The organism is Novosphingobium sp. 1529 (assembly GCF_040544855.1).
GTDB classification, from domain to species: Bacteria; Pseudomonadota; Alphaproteobacteria; order Sphingomonadales; family Sphingomonadaceae; genus Novosphingobium; species Novosphingobium capsulatum.
Genome location: NZ_JBEPKW010000007.1, coordinates 51,943 through 70,824 on the forward strand (window position 1 = coordinate 51,943; position 18,882 = coordinate 70,824).

The following is an 18,882-nucleotide window of genomic DNA, read 5'->3' on the forward strand; positions in this document are numbered from 1 at the left end:
AGATTATGCGGCAAGTGCCAGCGATGCAGGTGAATCGCGCCAGGGGCCACGGCACGGCTCACACCCCGCAAGCACGCTTTCACGCATAAATATAATCGGCAGCCGGTCAGCCCACGCCATATCCAAATAAAAATTCCCGCTCCGTTGTGGTGTTCTTGCCGATAACGAACCAACCAGAACATGAGGGCATCCATGCAGACCAACACCACCGGCGCGTTCCGCCGTCGATCCGCCCTGGCCCTGACCCTGGCGCCGATTCTGTCCGGCGGCCTGGCCCTGGGTGCCCATGCGCAGACCGCCACGCCGGTCGCGCCGCAGGCCAGCACAGAAGAGCCGGGCGATACGATCATCGTCACCGCGCTCAAGACCAGCCAGCGCCTGATCGATGTGCCTGCCCCGGTTACCGCGCTGTCGGCCAACACGCTCACCGAGCAGAACCTGACCAACATCAGGGACTACTTCAACCGCATCCCCGGCCTGCAGTATTCCGGCCAGGCCGTGCACAGCCTGTCGCTGCGCGGCATTACCACCGGCGGGGCCACCAATCCCACGCTGGCCGTGCTGGTTGACGATGTGCCCTTCGGTTCGGCCACCGCCAACGGCGATACCGACATTCCCGATTTCGACCCGGCGATCCTTTCGCGCATCGAAGTGCTGCGCGGCCCCCAGGGCACGCTCTATGGTGCGGCCAGCCTGGGCGGCATCATCAAGTACGTGACGCAAGACCCCAGCACCACGCAATTTACCGGGCGGGTGGAAGCGGGCGTTTCCACCGTGGCCCATGGCGGCCAGGGCAATTCGCTGCGTGGCTCGCTCAACGTGCCGCTGATCAAGGACCGCGTCGCGCTGGCGGTCAGCGGCTTCTATCGCCGCGATCCGGCCTGGGTGGACAACACCGACAGCAACACCGGGCAATTCCTGGCCAATGCCAACCACCAGCGCCAGTGGGGCGGCCGCGCCGCGCTGCTGCTGCGCCCGGTGGATAACCTGACGATCACGCTCAGCGCCATTCGCCAGCGCCTGCGCACCGAGAACAGCGGGTTGGTCGATTTCAAGTCCGACACCGATTTCAACAGCGTCAACGCCGATCCCTATTCGGTCACCCGCGTGCTGGGCCAGCCCAGCCGCAGCCAGTTCGATGTCTATTCGGCGCGCGCCGTGCTCGATCTGGGCAAAGTCCAGGTCACCTCGGTCACCGGCTGGAACGTCAACGAATCCGTGCCCTACCAGGATCTCACCAGCATCTTCGGCGGTTTGCTCGGCCGCTATTACCCCGGCCTGTCGTCGGTGTTCCTGACCAATTCGCACCGCGCCACCCGCTTCTCGCAAGAGCTGCGCCTCTCGGGCAACAGCACGGCACTCGACTGGATGCTCGGCGGGTTCTATTCGGTCGAGCACGCCAATATTTCGCAAACCATGCTGCTGATGAACGCCAGTGGCAGCCTGATCGACACGCCGTATGTCGGCGCCGGGCCTTCCACCTATCGTGAACTGGCGGCGTTCGGCACGGTGACCGGGCACCTTGCGCCCGGCCTCGATCTGCAAGTGGGCGGCCGCTATGCCCACAACAAGCAGGACAACCTTTCCACCGTCGCCACCACGGGCGTCGCGCAATACATCTTCGGCTTTTCCAGCAGCGAAGAACACCGCACCTCGGAAAGCCCGTTCACCTGGCTGGTTTCGCCCAGCTGGCACATCACGCGCGACGTGATGGTCTATGCGCGCGTTGCCAATGGCTATCGCCCCGGCGGCACCAATACCCTGGCCGATGGCGTACCTGGCACCTATCGCTCTGACCGCGTGGTCAACTATGAAGCGGGCGCCAAGGGTTCGGTGCTGGACGGCAAGCTCGATTTCGACCTGTCGGTATTCCAGATCGACTGGAGCCGCATCCAGTTGCAGAACACCTCGGCTAACGAGCTGACGTTCACCACCAACGGCGCCAAGGCGCGCAGCCGGGGCGTGGAACTGGCCGGAACGGTGCGGCCTTGGACCGGCGGCGCGATCAGCGGCAACGCCACGTTCACCGATGCCGTGCTGACCCAGGCGCTGCCGGCGGCCACCGATGGCGGTTCCGCGCTGGTTGGCGCCAAGGGCGATCGCCTGCCCAACTCGGCGCGGTTCACTGCCAATATCGGGCTCGATCAGAAAGTGCGCCTGGGTGAAGGCGTCAGCGGCTCGCTGGGCGTGAACTATGCCTGGACGGGCAAGCGGCCGGGCGATTTCCTCAACAGCCTCGCCGCGGCCGGGCGCGAACGCCAGATGCTGCCCAGCTATGGCCAGCTCGACGTGCGCGCCGGTGTCGCGCTCGACGCTGGGTGGAGCGTCAACATCTTTGCGCGCAACCTGACCGACGAACGCGCCGTGCTCTATGCGATCAACCGCAACGGCACCACCGCGCCCTATGGCCGCTACATCCCGCCCCGCACGGTCGGCGTGCAGTTTGCCGGTTCCTTCTGAACGGCCAATCCCCCGAACCATTCGGGTCGCAACGGTCCGCTGCCTCCATTCCACGGAGGCAGCGGATTTGCCGTTTCAGGAAGACTGACTTTCCCCGCCCGCATGCACGCGGGCACCCCCTACCCCGCCCGCACGCGCTCCAGCAGCAACTGCGCGGCGGCGATATCCTGCACGGCGTGGCCGAGCGACTTGTAGAGCGTGATATCACGCGCATCGCGGCGTCCGGGTACCTGGCCGAGCAGCACCTCGCCGATCTCGGCCACGATATGGGCGTCGTTCACCACGCCGGCGGCGCGGGCGACCAGGAATTCGGCAGCAGCCTCTAACGCGTTGGCCTTGCTGTCGGCGATATAGCGCGCGGCCGCGACAAGGGCGGTGTCGGCTTCCACCGGGCCGGGCGCGCTCGATCCCACCAGGTTGACGTGCGTGCCGGGCCGCACCCATTGCCCCAGCAGGATCGGCTGGGCAGCGCCGCTCACGGTGCAGATCACATCGGCCTGCGCCACTGCCGCTTGCGCGTCTGGTGCCACGGCCACGGGCAAGCGGTCCTGCCATTGCTCCACCACAGCCGCCGCGCGGGCAGGATCGCGGCCCCAGATCAGGATGCGCTCAAAACGATGGACCAGCGGCAGCGCGGCCAGGTGGGTATGAGCCTGCCCGCCGGTGCCCATGATCAGCAGCACGCGGGCATCGGCGCGGGCCAGGGCGCGCGTGGCCACGGCCGTCGCCGCGGCGGTGCGGATGTGAGTCACCGCCTCGGCATCGACCACGGCCACGGGATGGCCTTGTGCCGGCTCGAACAGGGTGATCACGCCGCGATGGCTGCGCTGGCCCGGCCGGGCCGGATCGGCGAACACGCTGATCAACTTTGCCCCGAACATGCCATCGTCTGCCAGGCTCGCGGTCATCTGGGCAAAGGTGCGCCCCTCGCCCATGTGGATCATGGTGCGCGGCAATTGTCGCGTGGCGCCGCCCGAAAGCGCGCACATCGCCGCCTCCATGGCCGCGATGCAGGCAGGATAATCGAGCAGGCGATGCACGCGCTCGCCATCGATGAACACCAGGTCTTGCGCCATCTTGGCCTCTTTCATGCGCGCGGCAGGGCCGCCAGGAACCGGTCTATGTCGGCATCGTCGTTCTGCACCGAAGGCGTCAGGCGAAAACGGTTGGCCGACAGCGTCAGCTTGACCCCCGCCGCCGCCATTGCTGGGCCAATCCTGGCGCGGGCATCGGCGCAGATCGCGGTCACGATCGGGGCGCGGCATTCGGGCGGGGTCATCACCGCATAGCCGCGCCCGGGCAATTCGGCTTTCAGCCGGGCTACCAGCCCTTGCGCATGGGCCTGGATGCGCGCCACGCCCGTGGCCATGATCCAGTCGAGCGAATGGTGCAGTTGCGCGATCACCGCGTGGCTGTGGGTGCCCAGGGCAAAGCGGCCGGTGGCATTGTCAGCAAACGCGTAGTCGGCCACCGCCTGCCCCGGCGGATCGAGCGGATAGATATGCGGCTGGAACGTATCGATGCCGTAATACCCATAGGCACAGCGCTTGAGGCGCGGCCATACATCGCGCCGCACATAGAGGAACCCCAGCCCGAAATCGCCCATCAGCCATTTGTACGATGCGCAGGCGGCGAAATCGACACCGCTGGCCTTCACGTCCACCGGCACGCAGCCGGCGGCATGAATCATATCGGCATAGACCAGCGCGCCATGGGCATGGGCCAGGTCGCACACCGCTTTGAGGTCATGCTCGAACCCATTGATCGTCGACACCTGCGAAAGTGCCACGAGCCGCGCCCCACCGGCAAGCGCCCTGGCCATATCCTCCATGCGGATGCGGCCGTCCACCGCCTGCACCCAGGTGACGTTCACCCCCTGCCGCGCCATTTCTTCGTAAAGCGGGATGGAGCCGAAGAAATGGAGCGTGTCGGTCACCACGCGGGCACCGCCGTTGCCCGGCAGGTCCAGGGCGCGCAGCACCATCTGCTCGGCCGCCGTGGTGCTTTGCACATAGGTCACTTCGTCGGCATCGGCGTTGATCAGCCGGGCAAACTTGGCCAGCAGGCCGGCCTCGTCCAGATCATAGCCTTGTGCCGCCGGGTCCAGCCGCCGCTTGGCGAGATATGCCTCAATTGCCGCCTGGCCGCCCAGGCTTAGCGGGTGCTGCGATCCGTTGTCGAGGTAGGCCAGGCTGGTGGGCGCAAAGGCCGCGCGGGCCGGCAGCGTGGTGGCGATTGGCGCGATGACGGTTGGTGCAGTTGCCGCCGCCGCAGCGTGCGCAGCCTGCGGGCCCACTGCCATGCCGGCAGCCACGCCCGCGCCGAGCCCCTGCATCGCCTGGCGCCGCGTCAGCCCCGCGCCCGCCATCGCCTCTTTGCCCTGCCGATATGCCATGGCGCCCTGCATAGCCGCGCGCCGCTGCCAATTCATGCCGTTTCGCAGCGTGTTTGCGCATAACCATGCCGGGCAGGAACACAGCGCGGCGTTCATGCAGGATGACCATGCATTTCGTCGATTTAATCTTGTGCTGGCTCAAAACCCGGATAGCCATTGCGCAAATTGCAGGAATTTTCGCATGGCCGAACCGCTCAGCCCGATCGATCTCAAGATTCTCGACCAGATCCAGCAGGATGCCAGCCTTTCCACCACGGAATTGGCTGAAAAGGTGGGCCTTTCCCAATCGCCGTGCTGGCGGCGGCTGCAACGGCTGCGCGAGGAAGGCTATATCAAGGGCCAGGTCGCCCTGCTCGATCGCAAGCAGTTGGGCGATGCGATCATTGTTTTCGCCACGCTCAAGATGGCCGCGCTGTCGGACAAGCAGCGCGAGGATTTTCTGCGCAAGATCGAAATCACGCCTGAAATCCTGGAGTGCCACACCATTTTCGGCGAGCGCGACATCCTGATCAAGGTCATCGCGCAATCGCTGGAATGGTATCAGAAATTCATCTTCAAGGTGGTGCTCAAGCTGCCCGGCGTGATCGACATCGTGTCCACCGTCACGCTGTCGGAACTCAAGCACACCACAGCCATTCCCGTGCGCGGTTTTGCCAGCGTGTGACGATCCCGGCGTGGTGCCGTGCCCGCGATCCTGCGTTCGAACGGAGAAGGGTCATCGCCGCGCCTGCTGGAACACGGCCATCTGCGCCGCCAATGCCGCCTGGAAAGCAGGGCGCGCCCTGCCGCGTTCGACGTAGGCGGCCAGGTTGGGGTGGGCTGCCACGAGGCCGGGTTCTGGAACATTGCGGAGCACGTCGATCGTCAGCAAGTCACCGATCGTGAAGCGATCCTCCAGCCAGTCGCGATCCCCGATTTCCCGTGCCAGTTGCGCCAGCCGCATGACGGCCAAGGGGCGCACCGCGGCCTTGGCTTCGTCTTGCCACGGTTTTCCATCGGCGAAGAAGCGCAGGATGGTCAGCGTGCCGAGAAACGGCTCGATACTGTTGAGCGCCGCGAACGCCCAGCCGATCGCCCGCGCCCGCCCGGCGGGGTCGCGGGGCAGCAGCCGTTCGTCCTTTTCGCCGATGTGGATCAGGATCGCCCCGGATTCAAACAGGGTCAGGCCGTTCTCGCGATAGACCGGAACTTGGCCAAAGGGCTGCTCGGCAAGGTGCTCTGCGGATTTTTCGGTGCCCGCCCCGCCGACAAGACGGACGCGATAGGGCAGGTCGATTTCCTCCAGCGCCCATCGCACGCGCAGATCCTTGACCCGTCCGCGCGCCAGTTCGGGCACCCAGTCGTAGGCGGTGATTTCGATGGCGGCTTGCGGATCGATCGGCATGTCACGCTGTCTCCTGCTGCGTCGCAGCGGCGATAGCACATCTGCGCCGGGATGGCGCCGGATCACGCTACCTGGCGCTATCGACGGTAGAACCATGGGGAATGAAACGGCCCCGTTCCGTTTCACCGAAACGGGGCCGTGCGGGATGCGTCAGTGAGTCTGCGCGGGCTCTGCCGCCGCGTCGCTGGCCAGCATGTCCCGGCCCTTCTCGCCCAGCATCATGCCGATCAGCGCGGCCAATGGCCCACCGGCAGCGCCGCTGGCGTCGCCGCCAGTGCTGATCTGGATGCGGGGCACGATGTCCACGCCCGACTTTTCCAGCGCATCGGCCAGGCGCTCCACGATCTGGCGGGTGAGCTGGTTCTGCGCCCCGCCCGATGCCTCTGCCTGGCGTGCAATGGTTTCGGCGGTGGCAAGGCCGGTCTTGGTGATGCGTTCGGCATCGGCTGCGGCCAGGGCGATCATCCTGGCTGCCTCGCCCTCGCCGATGATGCGCACGCGCTCGCTTTCGGCCTTGGCCAGGGTGCGGGTCTGTTCGGCCTGTTGCGTGGCCTGGCGCAGGGCCGCCTTGCCCTCGTTTTCGCGCACGATGATCGACAGTTCCGACTGGGTGATCGCGGTCTGCTGGTTGGCCCGCGCCTCGGCCTCGCGCAGGGCCTTTTCACCTTCGGCGGCGATGCGCTGTTTTTCATAGGTGGTCACGCGTTCTTCAGCCACCTGGCGTTCGCGCAGCTGTTGCAGCACTTTCTCGATCTGGTCGTTGCCGGCGCTGGCGCGTGGCGTACCGATCAGCACTTCCTGCATTTCCAGGTTGTAGGTGGCAAACTTGGCGCGCATTTCGGCGCCGGCCTGCTCCTGGATGTCGCTGCGTTCCTGCAGCAGTTCGATCAGCGTGCGCTTCTGGGCGATGTTCTTGAAATAGGCCGAGACCATCGGATCGAGCGTCTGTTCGACCAGCTTCTTGATATCGCCAAAGCGCTGCACCACCAGCGGCGCCTTGCGGTAATCGATATGCACCACCACCGAGAGCGGCAGCGTGGGTTCGAACGCGTCGCGCGTGATCAGCGAGACTTCCGAGAGGTTTTCATCGAACTTGTGCTGGCCGATCGTGTCGCTTTCCCACTTCAGGATGAAGTTGGTGGTGGGCACGATCAGGATCTTGCCGGCATAGGTGTTGAACGCATATTTGCCCGGCAGCAGCGGATCGCTCCACACCCCGCGTGACCCGCGCGCGACTAGCTCGCCGTGGCGGTAATCGTCGCCCGAGGTATCGGCCGTGTCATTGCCGGTATAGCTGATCACGACGCCGACATGGCCCACCTCGATCACCGTCTTGGCAACCATTTCCACCGTGGCGAACAGGCGGTTGATGTAATAGCTGCCTTCGACCAGCACCTGCAGCTGGCGCCCGCGCCGGCCACCGGCGGCGATGAACTTTTCCGGGTCCTGGAACGAGTTGTGGAACGTGGCGGCATCGCCCTGCTGCGTGCCCACTTCGGGCGCGATGATGTGATCGGCACTGAGCGCAGGGCCATCGTGCACGGTGACAATGCCGATCTGGTCGGCCGAATCCTTGATCACCACGGCTTCGAACCCGCCGCGCCCGGCGATCAGCGTCTGCATCTGGCCGAACAGATCACCATCATTGGCATTGAGCATCAGGCCATGGATGCGATCACGCGTGATGATCACGAACTGCGCGGTGTTGATGGCATAAGTGCCCTCGCGCAGGATCGTGCGCTGCGGCCCCTTTTGCCCACCGGCCGACAGGAACGCGCGCACATCGAGGAAATCGGCGGTGTGGGCATTGCTCGCCAGAGTCTGCGTGGGGCCAAGCGGCGCACCATCGCGGGCAAAGACATAGCCGATCTGGCCCTGGGGAATGGTCACCAGCGACTGGCTATGGATGCGGTACTGGAACGGGAAGAAGAAGTGATAGCCGCCGCGCAGCACATCGGGCTGGAACCCGGCTTCGCCGCGCAGAGCGATCAGCCCGTCGGTGATCGAACCGGCGCCGCTCCACAGCTTTTCGACAATCGCCACGCGATTGTTGCCGACATAGCGCACGCAGCGCGACGCCACGAACAGCACGAAGACGAACACGACGAGCACGGCAGCAGTGCCGAGCATGATGGGATCAAGCATGGATGACATCCTGTGGAGTCTGGATCAGGGGAAACAGCAACCGGGGTGACGCAACCCTCACAGCAGGCCGCACGCATGCCTGCCAACTGCGCCGGCTATCCGGCCCGGCTAGGGCAAGCATGGCGCCCGGCATGGCATGCCGGCGTGCGGGAATGGTGCGGATGGGGTGGTGCGGTTGCGCATGGGCGCGCGGCCACGGTCAGGCGTGGTTGATGCCTGGCGCGGACTGTGCGCCGTTAAGGCCGCAAGCGGCCTGGGCTTTCAAACCTGTGCTTGGTGAAAGTGAGCCGGGCGATGCGCCGGGCCGAAGGGAAGAATTGCACACCCATGGGTGCTGTTGCCCTGTTAAAAGCCGCTCGATGCGGCCACCGACTCATCTAGGCCGTTTTCACAGCGAAATCCACAACAATCGCAATGTCACACAGTATCCTGCCCGTCAGAACCGGGCCGATACTTGAGGTCGATATACCGCGCCATGACGCGCGCCTGGTCCTGTGCTGCGCCTGATCTTTGGCGTACGTCCTGCTCCAGGGCATCGGCCAAGATTGCCAGGGCCTGGGCCGTGCCGTGCTGCACTCCGGGATCGGATGCGGGCGCGGCGCTGCTGGCGGCGAGCAGGCGGATGATATCCTGGGCGATCGGGCCGGCTTCGGCGGGCGCGGCCAGGCTGGCGATGCGTACCAGTTGCGCGTCTGCCGCCGCGCCAAAGCGGCCCTGTGCTGCGGCCAGGGCCGGGGCCAACGACACTGCCGGCGGTGCCGCCACCGCGCGCTGGCGCCGATCGGCCAGCGCCGCCACGCCGCTTGCCACCACGGCGGCGGCGCCATAAGCGGCCAGGAACCAGCCGCCCAGATGCAGGGCATGGGGCAGCCAGGCCGCCCACGCATGCGGGGCATGGCCCAGCGCGGCATCGGTCACCAGGACCAGGCCATAACCGGGCGCCAGGAAATGCAGGGCAATGCCCGCCACCAGCCGTCCGCGCCGGATCGGGCGACCGGCCGAACGGGCAGGCACGCCGAGCACGGCCGACTGATCAGCGAGGTAAACCGGCGGTCTGTCTGCGGCCATTGTGCATCGATCCAGGCACCGCGCGCTGCGGCCTTGCCCATCTGCCCCGCTTCCCGCGAAACTTGAAGCAATTTCGCGCCAACCCTGGCTGGACGGTTCCCGGCGCAGGCGATAGCAATGGCAACAAAGACAAATCTGCCGTAACCATGCGGCACAAAGGTGGGGGCATTCTTGGGGGTTTTTCGTGCAGCCGCGGCGTTGGCCGCCGCTTCTTCGCGGCCATATGCAGCGCTCGCCCTGCTGGGCCTGGGTCTGGGGTTGGGCGTGGCACCTATCAGCGCCCACGCCGCGCCCGAGGGCAAGACCAGCGCGGCCAGCGCGGCGCTGGCCCGCCCGGCCATTGCCCCGCCTGAACCGTGGGTCTTGCCGCCCGGCGCCGCGATCACGCCCACCGGCGCCGGTGCGCAAGGGGCCGCTACGATCGACCTGCTGATCGATGAGCAGGCGCACCTGATCGATGGCGGCAGCAGTGTCTATCGCGCCAACCGCTTTCGCATTGCCACCACCCAGGGGCTGGACGATGCCGCCCTGCAATTGAGCTGGGATCCGAGCCTCGAAACGCTGACACTGCACCGCTATCGCATCCTGCGCGGCGATAGCGTGATCGACCTGCTGGGTGATGGCAGCGCGCTTTCCGTGGTGCGTCGCGAAAAGAACCTCGAAGACGCGATGCTCGATGGCAAGCTGACCGCCACGCTCCAGCCCGATGACCTGCGCGTCGGCGATGTGATCGATGTTGCCTATACCCGCACGCGCCGCGATCCGGCGATCGGTGGTCGTGCCGAACTGGTGATGGGCCCGGCAGACGGTTTCCCGCTGGGCCACTATCGCCTGAGGATAACCTGGCCGGTGGGCCGCGCGGTGCAATGGCGCGCCTGGCCCGGCGTGGTGCAGCCCAAGCTGACGCGGCAGGGTGACACGATGGAACTGCTGGCCGAACGCACCGACTTTTCCACCGAGCGGGCGCCCACCGGTGCGCCCGCGCGGTTTGGTCTGGTCAACCTGGTGGAGCTGACCGAATTTGCCGATTGGCCCAGCGTCTCGCGCACCGGCCACGCCCTGTTCGAAACCGCCGAAACGCTCAAACCCGATAGCCCGCTCAAGGCCGAGATCGCGCGCATTGCCGCCGCCAGCGCCGATCCGGTGCGCCGCGCCGAACTGGCATTGGCCCTGGTGCAGGAACAGGTGCGCTATCTGTTCATCGGCATGAACGATGGCGGTTTCGTGCCCGCCCCGGCAGACCTGACGTGGCAGCGCCGCTTTGGCGATTGCAAGGGCAAGACCGCGCTGCTGGTGGCCCTGCTCAAGGGGCTGGGCATCGCGGCGCGGCCGGTCTTTGTCGATACCGACAGCGGCGATGCCGTGGCCGCGCGCCTGCCGGCGATGAACCTGTTCGATCATGTGCTGGTCGAGGCGCAGATCGGCGGGCGCAGCTATTGGCTGGACGGCACGCGCCAGGGCGATAGCCGGCTCGACCGGCTGGAAGTGCCGAATTACACCAGTGGCCTGCCCACCACGGCGCAAGGCAGCGGCCTGGTGGCGATGGTGCCGCCCGCGCCCAGCGCGCCGCAGGTGGTGACCAGCCTTGCGCTCGATGCCTCGGCCGGGGTGGAGGTACCCGCCCCGGCGCGGGCGGAGATGCGCGCGCGGGGCGATACGGCGGCGCGCTGGCGGATGAAATATGCCGGTCTTGCCACGGCCGAGCGCGAACGCCAGCTGCGCAAGCTGTGGCGCGATGTCTATGATTTCATCACCCCGCAAACCGTGACGGCCACTCTGGACGAGGCCAGCGGCGATTATGTGCTGGGCATGACCGGCACCGCCAAGATGGAGTGGACCTCAAGCGGATCGATGCGCTGGTACGAACTCGATCGCGCGCGCGTGGGGTGGAAACCCGATGTGCAACGCGAGGGCACCTTGCTGGCCGATGCGCCCTTTGCGTTTGATTATCCCGATTGGTGGGCCAACCACGAAACCGTGCGCCTGCCGCGTGGCGGCAAGGACTTTGCCTTGCAAGCGAGCGACGTGGATGAAACCGTGGGCGGCCTCTATGCCTTTCACCGCCGCGTGACGCTGGATAGCGATACGGTGACGATGGACAACGACACCCGCGCGCTCAAGGGCGAATTGCCCGCCGCCGACGCCGCCAAAGTGCGCGATCGTATGGCCGAACTGGGCAACCATGGCCAGTTCATCCGCCTGCCCGCGATGTATGAAGCGACCGATGCCGACATGGCCGCCCTGGCCACTGACAAGCCGGCGCTGGCCCATGCCTGGCTGGTGCGCGGCGCGGCAGCGTTTGACCGGGGCGACATGCCCGGCGCCATCGCCGGCCTGAATGCGTCGCTGGCGGTCGATGCCAAGCAGCCGATCGCGCAAGGGCTGCTGGCCTTTGCCTATGCCAGCCAGGGCGATGCCCGCGCCACCCAAACGGCCGATGCCGCACTGGCGCTGGACGACAAATACGACATGGCCTGGGCGGCCAAGGGGCTGGTCGCGCTCAAGGCGCAGAAGATGGCCGACGCCATCGCTGCCTATGACCACGCCATCGCGATCGATCCGCGCAACCCGCGCACTCTGGCCGGGCGGGCCAGCGCGCACCTGGCGATGGGCCACTATGGCCCGGCCCTGGCCGATACCGACGCCGCGCTTGTCCTCGCGCCCGATCTGCCGCTGCAGCCCGTGCGCGTGGTCGCGCTCTCGATGCTGGGCCGCACGACCGAGGCACTGGAGGGGGCCGACGCGCTGCTGGCCAAGACCCCCGACGCGCGCGACATGCGCCGCCTGCGCGCTGCCCTGCGCGCGCAGGAGGGAGACCGCACCGGTGCCCTGGCCGATGCCGACTGGCTGGTGGCGCATGACGGCACGGCGGCAGACCTGCTGACTCACGCGGCGATGCGGCCGGTGGGCGACAATGCCGGACGCATGACCGACGTGACCGCCGCATTGAAGCGCGATCCCGACAATATCGATGCCCTGCTGCAACGCGCCGCCCTGGAACGAGACGCTGCCGCCACTGACGCGATGGCCGCCGATGTCACCCACGCGGCCAAGCTGGCGCCCACCTCGCTCAAGGTGGCGGCCGCGCAGATGGACATGATGGCCGCGCAGGGGCGCACCGCCGCCGCGCTGCAACTGGCCGGCACCACGCTGGCCGGCCATGCCCAAGACCCGGAGGCGCACAACCTGGTGTGCTGGTTCAAGGCCACGCACAACCTGGCGCTCGACAGTGCCGGCGGCGATTGCGACAACGCCCTGCGCCTCGCGCCGGGCCGCCCCGATTTCATCGATAGCCGGGGTTTCCTGCGCCTGCGCCAGGGTGACAACAAGGGCGCGATTGCCGACTACGACACCGCGCTGCGCATGGCGCCGACCCTGATCGCCTCGCTCTATGGGCGCGGGCTGGCCTATGCCCGCCTGGGCGAGCGCGACCGCGCGCTGGCCGATCTGTCCCGCGCGCGCAGCCTGTCTCCGGGCGTGGACAAAACCTGGGCCGAATATGGCATGCAACTGCCCGTCGGATTTGCCCCGAGCAGCCAGCCTTAATCCACCTGGCGCCACTCTCCGGGCGCGAGGCCATCGAGCGTCCAGGCGCCGATGGCCCAGCGGACCAGGCGCAGGGTGGGGTGGCCCACGGCCGCCGTCATGCGCCGCACCTGGCGGTTGCGCCCTTCGCGCAGGATCAGCTCCAGCCAGCAATCGGGCACGCTCTTGCGAAAGCGCACCGGCGGCACGCGCGGCCACAGCGCGGGGGGATCGATGCGGCGCACCCCGGCCGGCAGCGTCATGCCGTCCTTGAGCCGCACCCCGCGCCGCAAGGCGGTGAGCGCCGCCTCGTCCGGCTCGCCCTCCACCTGCACCAGATAGGTCTTGGGCGCCTTGAACCGGGGATCGGCGATCCGCGCCTGCAGGCGGCCATCGTCGGTCAAAAGCAGCAGCCCCTCGCTATCGAGATCCAGCCGCCCGGCGGGATAGACGCCCGGCATGGTGATGTGATCGGCCAGGGTGGGCCGCGCCGGGCCCGTGCTCTCGTTGGTGAACTGGCACAGCACGCCATAGGGCTTGTTGAAAGCGATCAGGGCCATGGGCGCTCAATCCGCCCAGTCGCCGTCTTCGTCGTCCTCGCCATCATCGCAAGCGAGCGTGCCTTGGTCGATCAGCGCGGTGACCAGCGCGGCGGTGCCCGGCGCGCCGGCCAGGCCCGGATCGAGCAGCACCAGCGCCCCACCGCACAGCGCCTGGGCCAGGGCCACGTCGGCGCAGGGCCACGCCTGTCCATCGGCAAACAGCACCGTGCCGGCCCCCTCGCGGATATAGGTCAAGCGGTGGGCCGGATTGCGGCGCAGCGCCACGCCCTGCGCCAGCAGCGCGGCGACATCGGCCGGGTCTGCCGCCGTTTCGGGGCGCCAGTCGGTATCGGCGTATTTGGCCTGGGTGTTCATCTGGCCAAACCAGCGGGCAAAGGCCGCGCGATCGCCCAGCGCTTCCAGCGTCATGGCGTGCAGCCGGTCGAGCGCGGCCGGGGTGATCTCTCCGGGGTGATCCTGCAGGACAAGATCGGGATCGGCATAGCGATCGGCCTCGTGATCGGGCGCCGCTTCCAGTTGGTCGGCCACATGGGCGCCCCAGCCCTCCACCAGTTCGGCGCGCGAGGGGGCGCGAAACCCGATCGAATAGGTCATGCAATCATCGCCCAGCGCCACGCCATCGTGGGCAAAGCCGGGCGGGACATAGAGAATGTCGCCCGGTTCCAGCACCCAATCGCCGGTGGCGGCAAAATCCGCGATCAGGGCCAGATCGGCGTGCTGCTGGCGCGGCGTGGCGGCATCGCAGCGCGGACCCACGCGCCAGCGCCGCCGGCCCAGCCCCTGGATCAGGAACACGTCATACTGGTCGAAATGCGGCCCCACCCCGGCCCCGTCGGTGGCATAGCTGATCATCACGTCGTCGATCCGCCAATCGGGCACGAAGCGGAACGGCGCGATCAGATCGGCCACCTGCGGCACCTGCTGGTCCACTGCCTGGACCAGCAGCGTCCAGGGATCGGCGCCCAGGCTGGCAAAGCGGTCTTCGGGCAAGGGCCCGTGTTCCAGCACCGGGCCGCCCGCGCCGCGCACGATCAGGCGCGATTCCACCCCGGTTTCGCAGGCCAGGCCGGCCAGTTCATCGGGATCGAGCGGATTGTGCCACGCCCCCCACGGATTGCGGATCAGCAAGGGCTGCTTTTGCCAGGCAGTGGCGAGGAACCGGGCGATGTCGAAGTGGGCAAGGTGCATGGCGCCGCTCATGCGCCGATGCACCGCCCCTTGTCAAAAGGTGGCCCGTCACCCGGGCTGCCAAGCTTGAATTTGCCGTGCCGCCGTTCCATGCAGGGCCAGCAGGAGACGATATGGCCAAGCGCGCAAAAGCCGAACAGGCAGAGCCTTCAGAAGCAGTTATCGAACAATTGACCACCGGATCGGGCGCCCCCAGCAACGATCCGCGCGCGCTGGAAAAGGCGCTGGGCCTGCGTGTGCGCCAGTTGCGCCGCCAGCAGGATCTGTCGGTGGCCGATCTGGCCACCGCTGCCGGGCTTTCCACCGGCATGCTCTCAAAGATCGAGAACGGGCAGATTTCCGCCTCGCTCACCTCGATCCACTCGCTGGCCCAGGCGCTCAGCGCGCCGATCTCGTCGCTGTTCGCCCTGGCCGAAGAGCGGCAGGACTGCTCGTTCGTGGCGGCAGGCGAAGGCGTGAAGATCGATCGGCGCGGCACCAAATCGGGCCACGTCTATCAATTGCTGGGCCACCTGATGCGCGGCGACCTGGTCATCGAACCCTACCTGATCACGCTGTCGGACCGGGCCAGCCCCTATACCAGCTTTTCCCACGCCGGCACCGAACTGATCCACGTGCTGGAAGGCGAACTGTCCTATCGCCATGGCGACCGGCGCTATGACCTCAAGCCCGGCGACACGCTGCTGTTCGACAGCCAGGCCCAGCATGGTCCGGAAACCATGGGGCCGGGCACGATCCGCTATCTGTCGATCATCGCCTATCCGCGCGGGCAGGCGGGGGCCTGACGCGCCCTCGCTCTGCTGGGTAACCGCCGGGCAGGTTAGCCCAGTTCGCTGCGCAGCACGGCGATGTGTTCGGGCCCGATGCCGCAGCATCCGCCCAGGATCGTGGCGCCCTCGGCCGCCCAGGCGCGGGCAAAGGCGGCATAGCCCTGGGGCGTGAGATCGGCGCGGATCGGGCTCAGGCCATTGTTGGCTTCGGCATCGGCGCCCTGCGGCGGGAAGGCATTGGCATAGACGCCGATCGCCACCCCGCTGCCGGCCAAGGCGGCCTTGGCCTGGGCCACGGCGGCGGCCATCACTTCGGGCTGGCTGCAATTGAACAGCAGCGCCTGGGCGCCCAGCCGCAGGGCGGCGGCCGCAGCGGCTTCGACGCTTTCGCCCGAGCGCAGCTGCGGGGCTGCGGCCGGGTCTTCATCGGCCAAGGTGAACGAGAGCCACAGCGGCTTGCCCGTGGGCGCGATCAGATCGGCGACCAGTTCTGCCTCGGCAATCGCCGAAAGGGTTTCGGCCTGCCAGTGATCCACATGCGGCGCCAGCGCGGCCACCAGGACCGCCAGCACCGCGCGGCTGCGCTCCAGGTCGATCAGGTCGGGGCGGTAAGACCCCGAAACCGGCGGCAGCGATCCAGCCACCTTCACGTCCCGCGGCGCGGCATCGGCCACAGCGCGCGCCAGGCTGCCGGCCAGTGCCGCCCACTGCGCGCCATGGGCATCGAAGCGGTCCTGCCCGATGTGGAACGGCACCACGGCATAGCTGTTGGTGGTGATCACATCGGCCCCGGCATCGACATAGCGCTGATGCACCTGGGCAACGAACTCAGGCGCCTCGATCAGCGCCAGGGCCGACCATTCGGGCTGGCGGAACGGCGCGCCGCAGCGCGCCAGCTCGCGGCCCGTGCCGCCATCAAGGATCACCAGGCTCACAGGTTCACCGTCAGGCGCAGGTAATACGATCCGCCGTTGATGCCATAGGGCGCCACGTGGGAATAGCGATCATAGTTGAGCGCCTGGCCGATCGCGGTGGGGATCATGCGCGGGTGCACGTCGAACAGGTTGTTGGCGCCCACGCCCACGCGCACTTGCGGGGTGACGCGATAACCGATGTCGAGATCGGTGATCACGCGCGCGCCGGTATCGATGATGTAATAGGGCTCGGCATAGCCCTGCGCCTGGCGCGCATTGCTGTAGAACGTGTTGCGCAGCGTCAGATCCAACGGGCCGCTGGTCCATGCGGCAGCCAGCGAGGCCTTCCACGATGGCGTGGCGTTGGTGAGATTGGTGCGCTGCACCGCATCGACCAGCGCCAGACCGGCATCGGCCAGGACCGCCGGCGCGGCATGCACGCGGCGGATCGTGGTATCCACGTAAGCCAGCCCCGCATCCCAGCGGATCGTGCCCAGCGCGCCGGCCGGCATCACCCAGCTGGCGGTCATGTCCACGCCCTGCGTGCGGGTATCGACGCCGTTGGTGAAGAACACCGCACTGACATTGCCCGGATCGAGCCCGGCGGGAATCGTGGTGCCGTTGGCAGCAATCGCCGCCTGGGCCAGATCGCCATAGAGATAGGCGCTTTCGATGATCCGGTTCTTCACATCGATGCGATAGGCATCGACCGTGATCGACAGGCCATGGACCGGCTCTGCCACAAAGCCCAGGCTGGCGCTGGTGGAGGTTTCCGGCTTGAGCGCGGGCGCGCCCAGCAGGTTGGCGCCGGGCGAGCCGAGCGGCAGCTGGATCGAGGCATAGCCGGTGGTGACGGTGGTGGCAGAATAGTTCTGCTGGGCCAGGGTCGGCGCGTGGAAGCCGGTGCTGACGCTGCCGCGCAGGGCAAAGCGGTCGGTCACGTCATAGCGGCTGGCGAGCTTGCCGTTGAGGCGGCTGCCCACGCCGTTGTAATGCTCCCAGCGCAAGGCGCCCGAAAGCTCCCACGCCTTGACCGGGCGCAGCGTCAGGTCGGCATAGCCGGCCACGCTGTTGCGGTGGACATTGGCCGCGTCGCTGGGGCGGAAGCCCGGAAACGCCTGAGGCCCGCCGCTGTAATACGAGGTCGGCTCGCCGGCACGGATCTCATAGGTTTCATAGCGGTTTTCCGCGCCGAACGCGAACGTCGCCGGACCGGCCAGCCCCAGGTCGAACTGGTGCTTCACATCGAGGTTGCTGGTCCATTCCGACGCGGCAAAGCCACCGACGTTGAAATCGGTCTGGGCATTGCCGGTGTCGGCCAGCAGATCGGGATTGATCGTGCTGATATTGCGCAGCTTGACCGTGTCGCGGCCATAGGTGGAGGAAAGGTCCATCGCCCAGTCGCCATGGCTCTTGATGCCGCCGGTCACGCTGAAATCGTGTTCGTTCAGCGTTTCCTGCGGAGTGAAGCCTTGGGGATAAAGCGCATCGACCGCATCGGAAAACCAGCCGGGCTGGCGCGGGTTTTCGTTGGCCCGGGCCTTGCGCCAGGCATAGGTGCCAAAGCTGTAGAAATCGAGGGTTTCGCCCAGCGGGCGGGTATAGTCATAGCCGCCGCTGACCACGACCGAGCGCGGCATGCCCTGCACCTTGGCCGGCTGCACGCCGCCGCTGTCGCCGCTGCGGTTGGTGAAATCCTGATAGCGATAGCCGGCCGACAGATGCAGCACGCCGCCATCCTTGAGCGCAACGCCCTTGTCGGCATTGGCCTGGATCGAGGTGCCATCGCCGGCATAATACTTGCCGCCCTGCACCGAAACGCCGCCCGAATTGGCATCGTCCTTGAGGATGACGTTGATCACCCCGGCAATCGCGTCAGACCCATATTGCGCCGCCGCGCCATCGCGCAGCACTTCCACGCGGCCCACGGCGGCCAGCGGGATCATGTCGAGATCGACGACATTGGACCCTTGCGATGGATCGCTGTCGGCATAGATGCTGGACGACAGGTGCCGGCGCTTGCCGTTGACCAGGATCAGCGTCTGGCTGGGCGACAGGCCGCGCAGCGCAAAGGTGCGCGCCAGGGCGCCCACGTCATAGCCCACGGCCGGGGCATTGAACGAGGGCAGCACGCTGCGCAGCGAATCGACCAGGTTGGACTGGCCCGTGGCCGTCAGGGTATCGGCCTTGACCACGTCGATCGGGGTGGCGCTCTGCCGGGCCAGGCGGCCGCTTTCGCGCGTGCCGGTGACGATGATGGCATCGCCGCTGGTGCCGATGTCGGCAGCCGGCGCATCGGTGGCTGGTGCCGGTGCCTGGGGCGCGGCCAGCGCCATGCTGCTGGCCGAGAGGCCAAGGGAAACCAGCGCCAGACGCAGCGGCGCGCGATAGGAAACGACGGAAAGTGCCACGAAAACCCCGGATCGGTTGGACGTCGGAAAAATCCACCTAATGACTTGAGTATTATTCG

General features: G+C 67.1%; 13 protein-coding genes. 4 read left to right on the forward strand and 9 right to left on the reverse strand.

Annotated elements, in window-relative coordinates; translation table 11 throughout:
- Positions 1-192 precede the first annotated feature (192 nt).
- A complete protein-coding gene (locus tag ABIC78_RS14290) occupies positions 193-2,460 on the forward strand; it encodes a TonB-dependent receptor (RefSeq protein WP_354490415.1) in 2,268 nt (755 codons plus the stop codon).
- Positions 2,461-2,579: 119 nt separating this feature from the next.
- On the opposite strand, the gene ABIC78_RS14295 is transcribed toward ABIC78_RS14290, so the two are convergent.
- Positions 2,580-3,536, reverse strand: coding sequence for an ornithine cyclodeaminase family protein (locus ABIC78_RS14295; protein ID WP_354490417.1), 957 nt, complete (start codon positions 3,534-3,536; stop codon positions 2,580-2,582).
- An 11-nt stretch (positions 3,537-3,547) separates the two neighbouring features.
- Positions 3,548-4,855: an aminotransferase class V-fold PLP-dependent enzyme gene (locus tag ABIC78_RS14300; RefSeq protein WP_354490419.1), complete on the reverse strand. Its 1,308-nt coding sequence runs from the start codon at positions 4,853-4,855 to the stop codon at positions 3,548-3,550.
- Between the two features lie 181 nt (positions 4,856-5,036).
- Here ABIC78_RS14300 and ABIC78_RS14305 point away from each other — a divergent pair, with 181 nt between their 5' ends.
- Entirely contained in the window at positions 5,037-5,519 is a 483-nt protein-coding gene (locus tag ABIC78_RS14305) for an Lrp/AsnC family transcriptional regulator (RefSeq protein ID WP_022678075.1), read from the forward strand.
- Between the two features lie 51 nt (positions 5,520-5,570).
- Here the strand turns inward: ABIC78_RS14305 and ABIC78_RS14310 are convergent, their stop codons facing one another.
- The 3 genes from ABIC78_RS14310 to ABIC78_RS14320 all read right to left on the reverse strand — a co-directional run bounded on the left by ABIC78_RS14310 (position 5,571) and on the right by ABIC78_RS14320 (position 9,452).
- Positions 5,571-6,239 (reverse strand): glutathione S-transferase family protein, encoded by a 669-nt coding sequence (locus tag ABIC78_RS14310; RefSeq protein ID WP_354490421.1) that lies wholly within the window; start codon positions 6,237-6,239, stop codon positions 5,571-5,573.
- 150 nt (positions 6,240-6,389) lie between these two features.
- Positions 6,390-8,384, reverse strand: coding sequence for an SPFH domain-containing protein (locus ABIC78_RS14315; protein ID WP_354490423.1), 1,995 nt, complete (start codon positions 8,382-8,384; stop codon positions 6,390-6,392).
- 417 nt (positions 8,385-8,801) lie between these two features.
- Positions 8,802-9,452 (reverse strand): hypothetical protein, encoded by a 651-nt coding sequence (locus tag ABIC78_RS14320; protein ID WP_354490425.1) that lies wholly within the window; start codon positions 9,450-9,452, stop codon positions 8,802-8,804.
- A gap of 264 nt (positions 9,453-9,716) precedes the next feature.
- On the opposite strand from ABIC78_RS14320, the gene ABIC78_RS14325 reads away from it, so the two are divergent.
- Entirely contained in the window at positions 9,717-12,998 is a 3,282-nt protein-coding gene (locus tag ABIC78_RS14325) for a DUF3857 domain-containing protein (protein WP_354490427.1), read from the forward strand.
- Here ABIC78_RS14325 and ABIC78_RS14330 read toward each other — a convergent pair.
- Both ABIC78_RS14330 and ABIC78_RS14335 read right to left on the reverse strand, forming a co-directional pair.
- Positions 12,995-13,537, reverse strand: coding sequence for a pseudouridine synthase (locus ABIC78_RS14330; RefSeq protein ID WP_354490429.1), 543 nt, complete (start codon positions 13,535-13,537; stop codon positions 12,995-12,997). The genes ABIC78_RS14325 and ABIC78_RS14330 overlap by 4 nt on opposite strands.
- Before the next feature lie 6 nt (positions 13,538-13,543).
- Positions 13,544-14,728, reverse strand: coding sequence for a JmjC domain-containing protein (locus ABIC78_RS14335; RefSeq protein ID WP_354490431.1), 1,185 nt, complete (start codon positions 14,726-14,728; stop codon positions 13,544-13,546).
- Between the two features lie 113 nt (positions 14,729-14,841).
- Here ABIC78_RS14335 and ABIC78_RS14340 point away from each other — a divergent pair, with 113 nt between their 5' ends.
- Complete coding sequence (locus tag ABIC78_RS14340; protein ID WP_022675447.1) at positions 14,842-15,513, forward strand: helix-turn-helix domain-containing protein; 672 nt, start codon at positions 14,842-14,844, stop codon at positions 15,511-15,513.
- A gap of 35 nt (positions 15,514-15,548) precedes the next feature.
- Here ABIC78_RS14340 and ABIC78_RS14345 read toward each other — a convergent pair whose 3' ends face one another.
- Positions 15,549-16,433 carry a homocysteine S-methyltransferase family protein gene (locus ABIC78_RS14345; protein WP_354490433.1) on the reverse strand — a complete coding sequence of 295 codons (885 nt, stop codon included), beginning with the start codon at positions 16,431-16,433 and terminating at the stop codon, positions 15,549-15,551.
- A complete protein-coding gene (locus ABIC78_RS14350; protein ID WP_354490435.1) occupies positions 16,430-18,823 on the reverse strand; it encodes a TonB-dependent receptor plug domain-containing protein in 2,394 nt (797 codons plus the stop codon). The genes ABIC78_RS14345 and ABIC78_RS14350 overlap by 4 nt, the downstream gene beginning before the upstream one ends.
- Positions 18,824-18,882 lie beyond the last annotated feature (59 nt).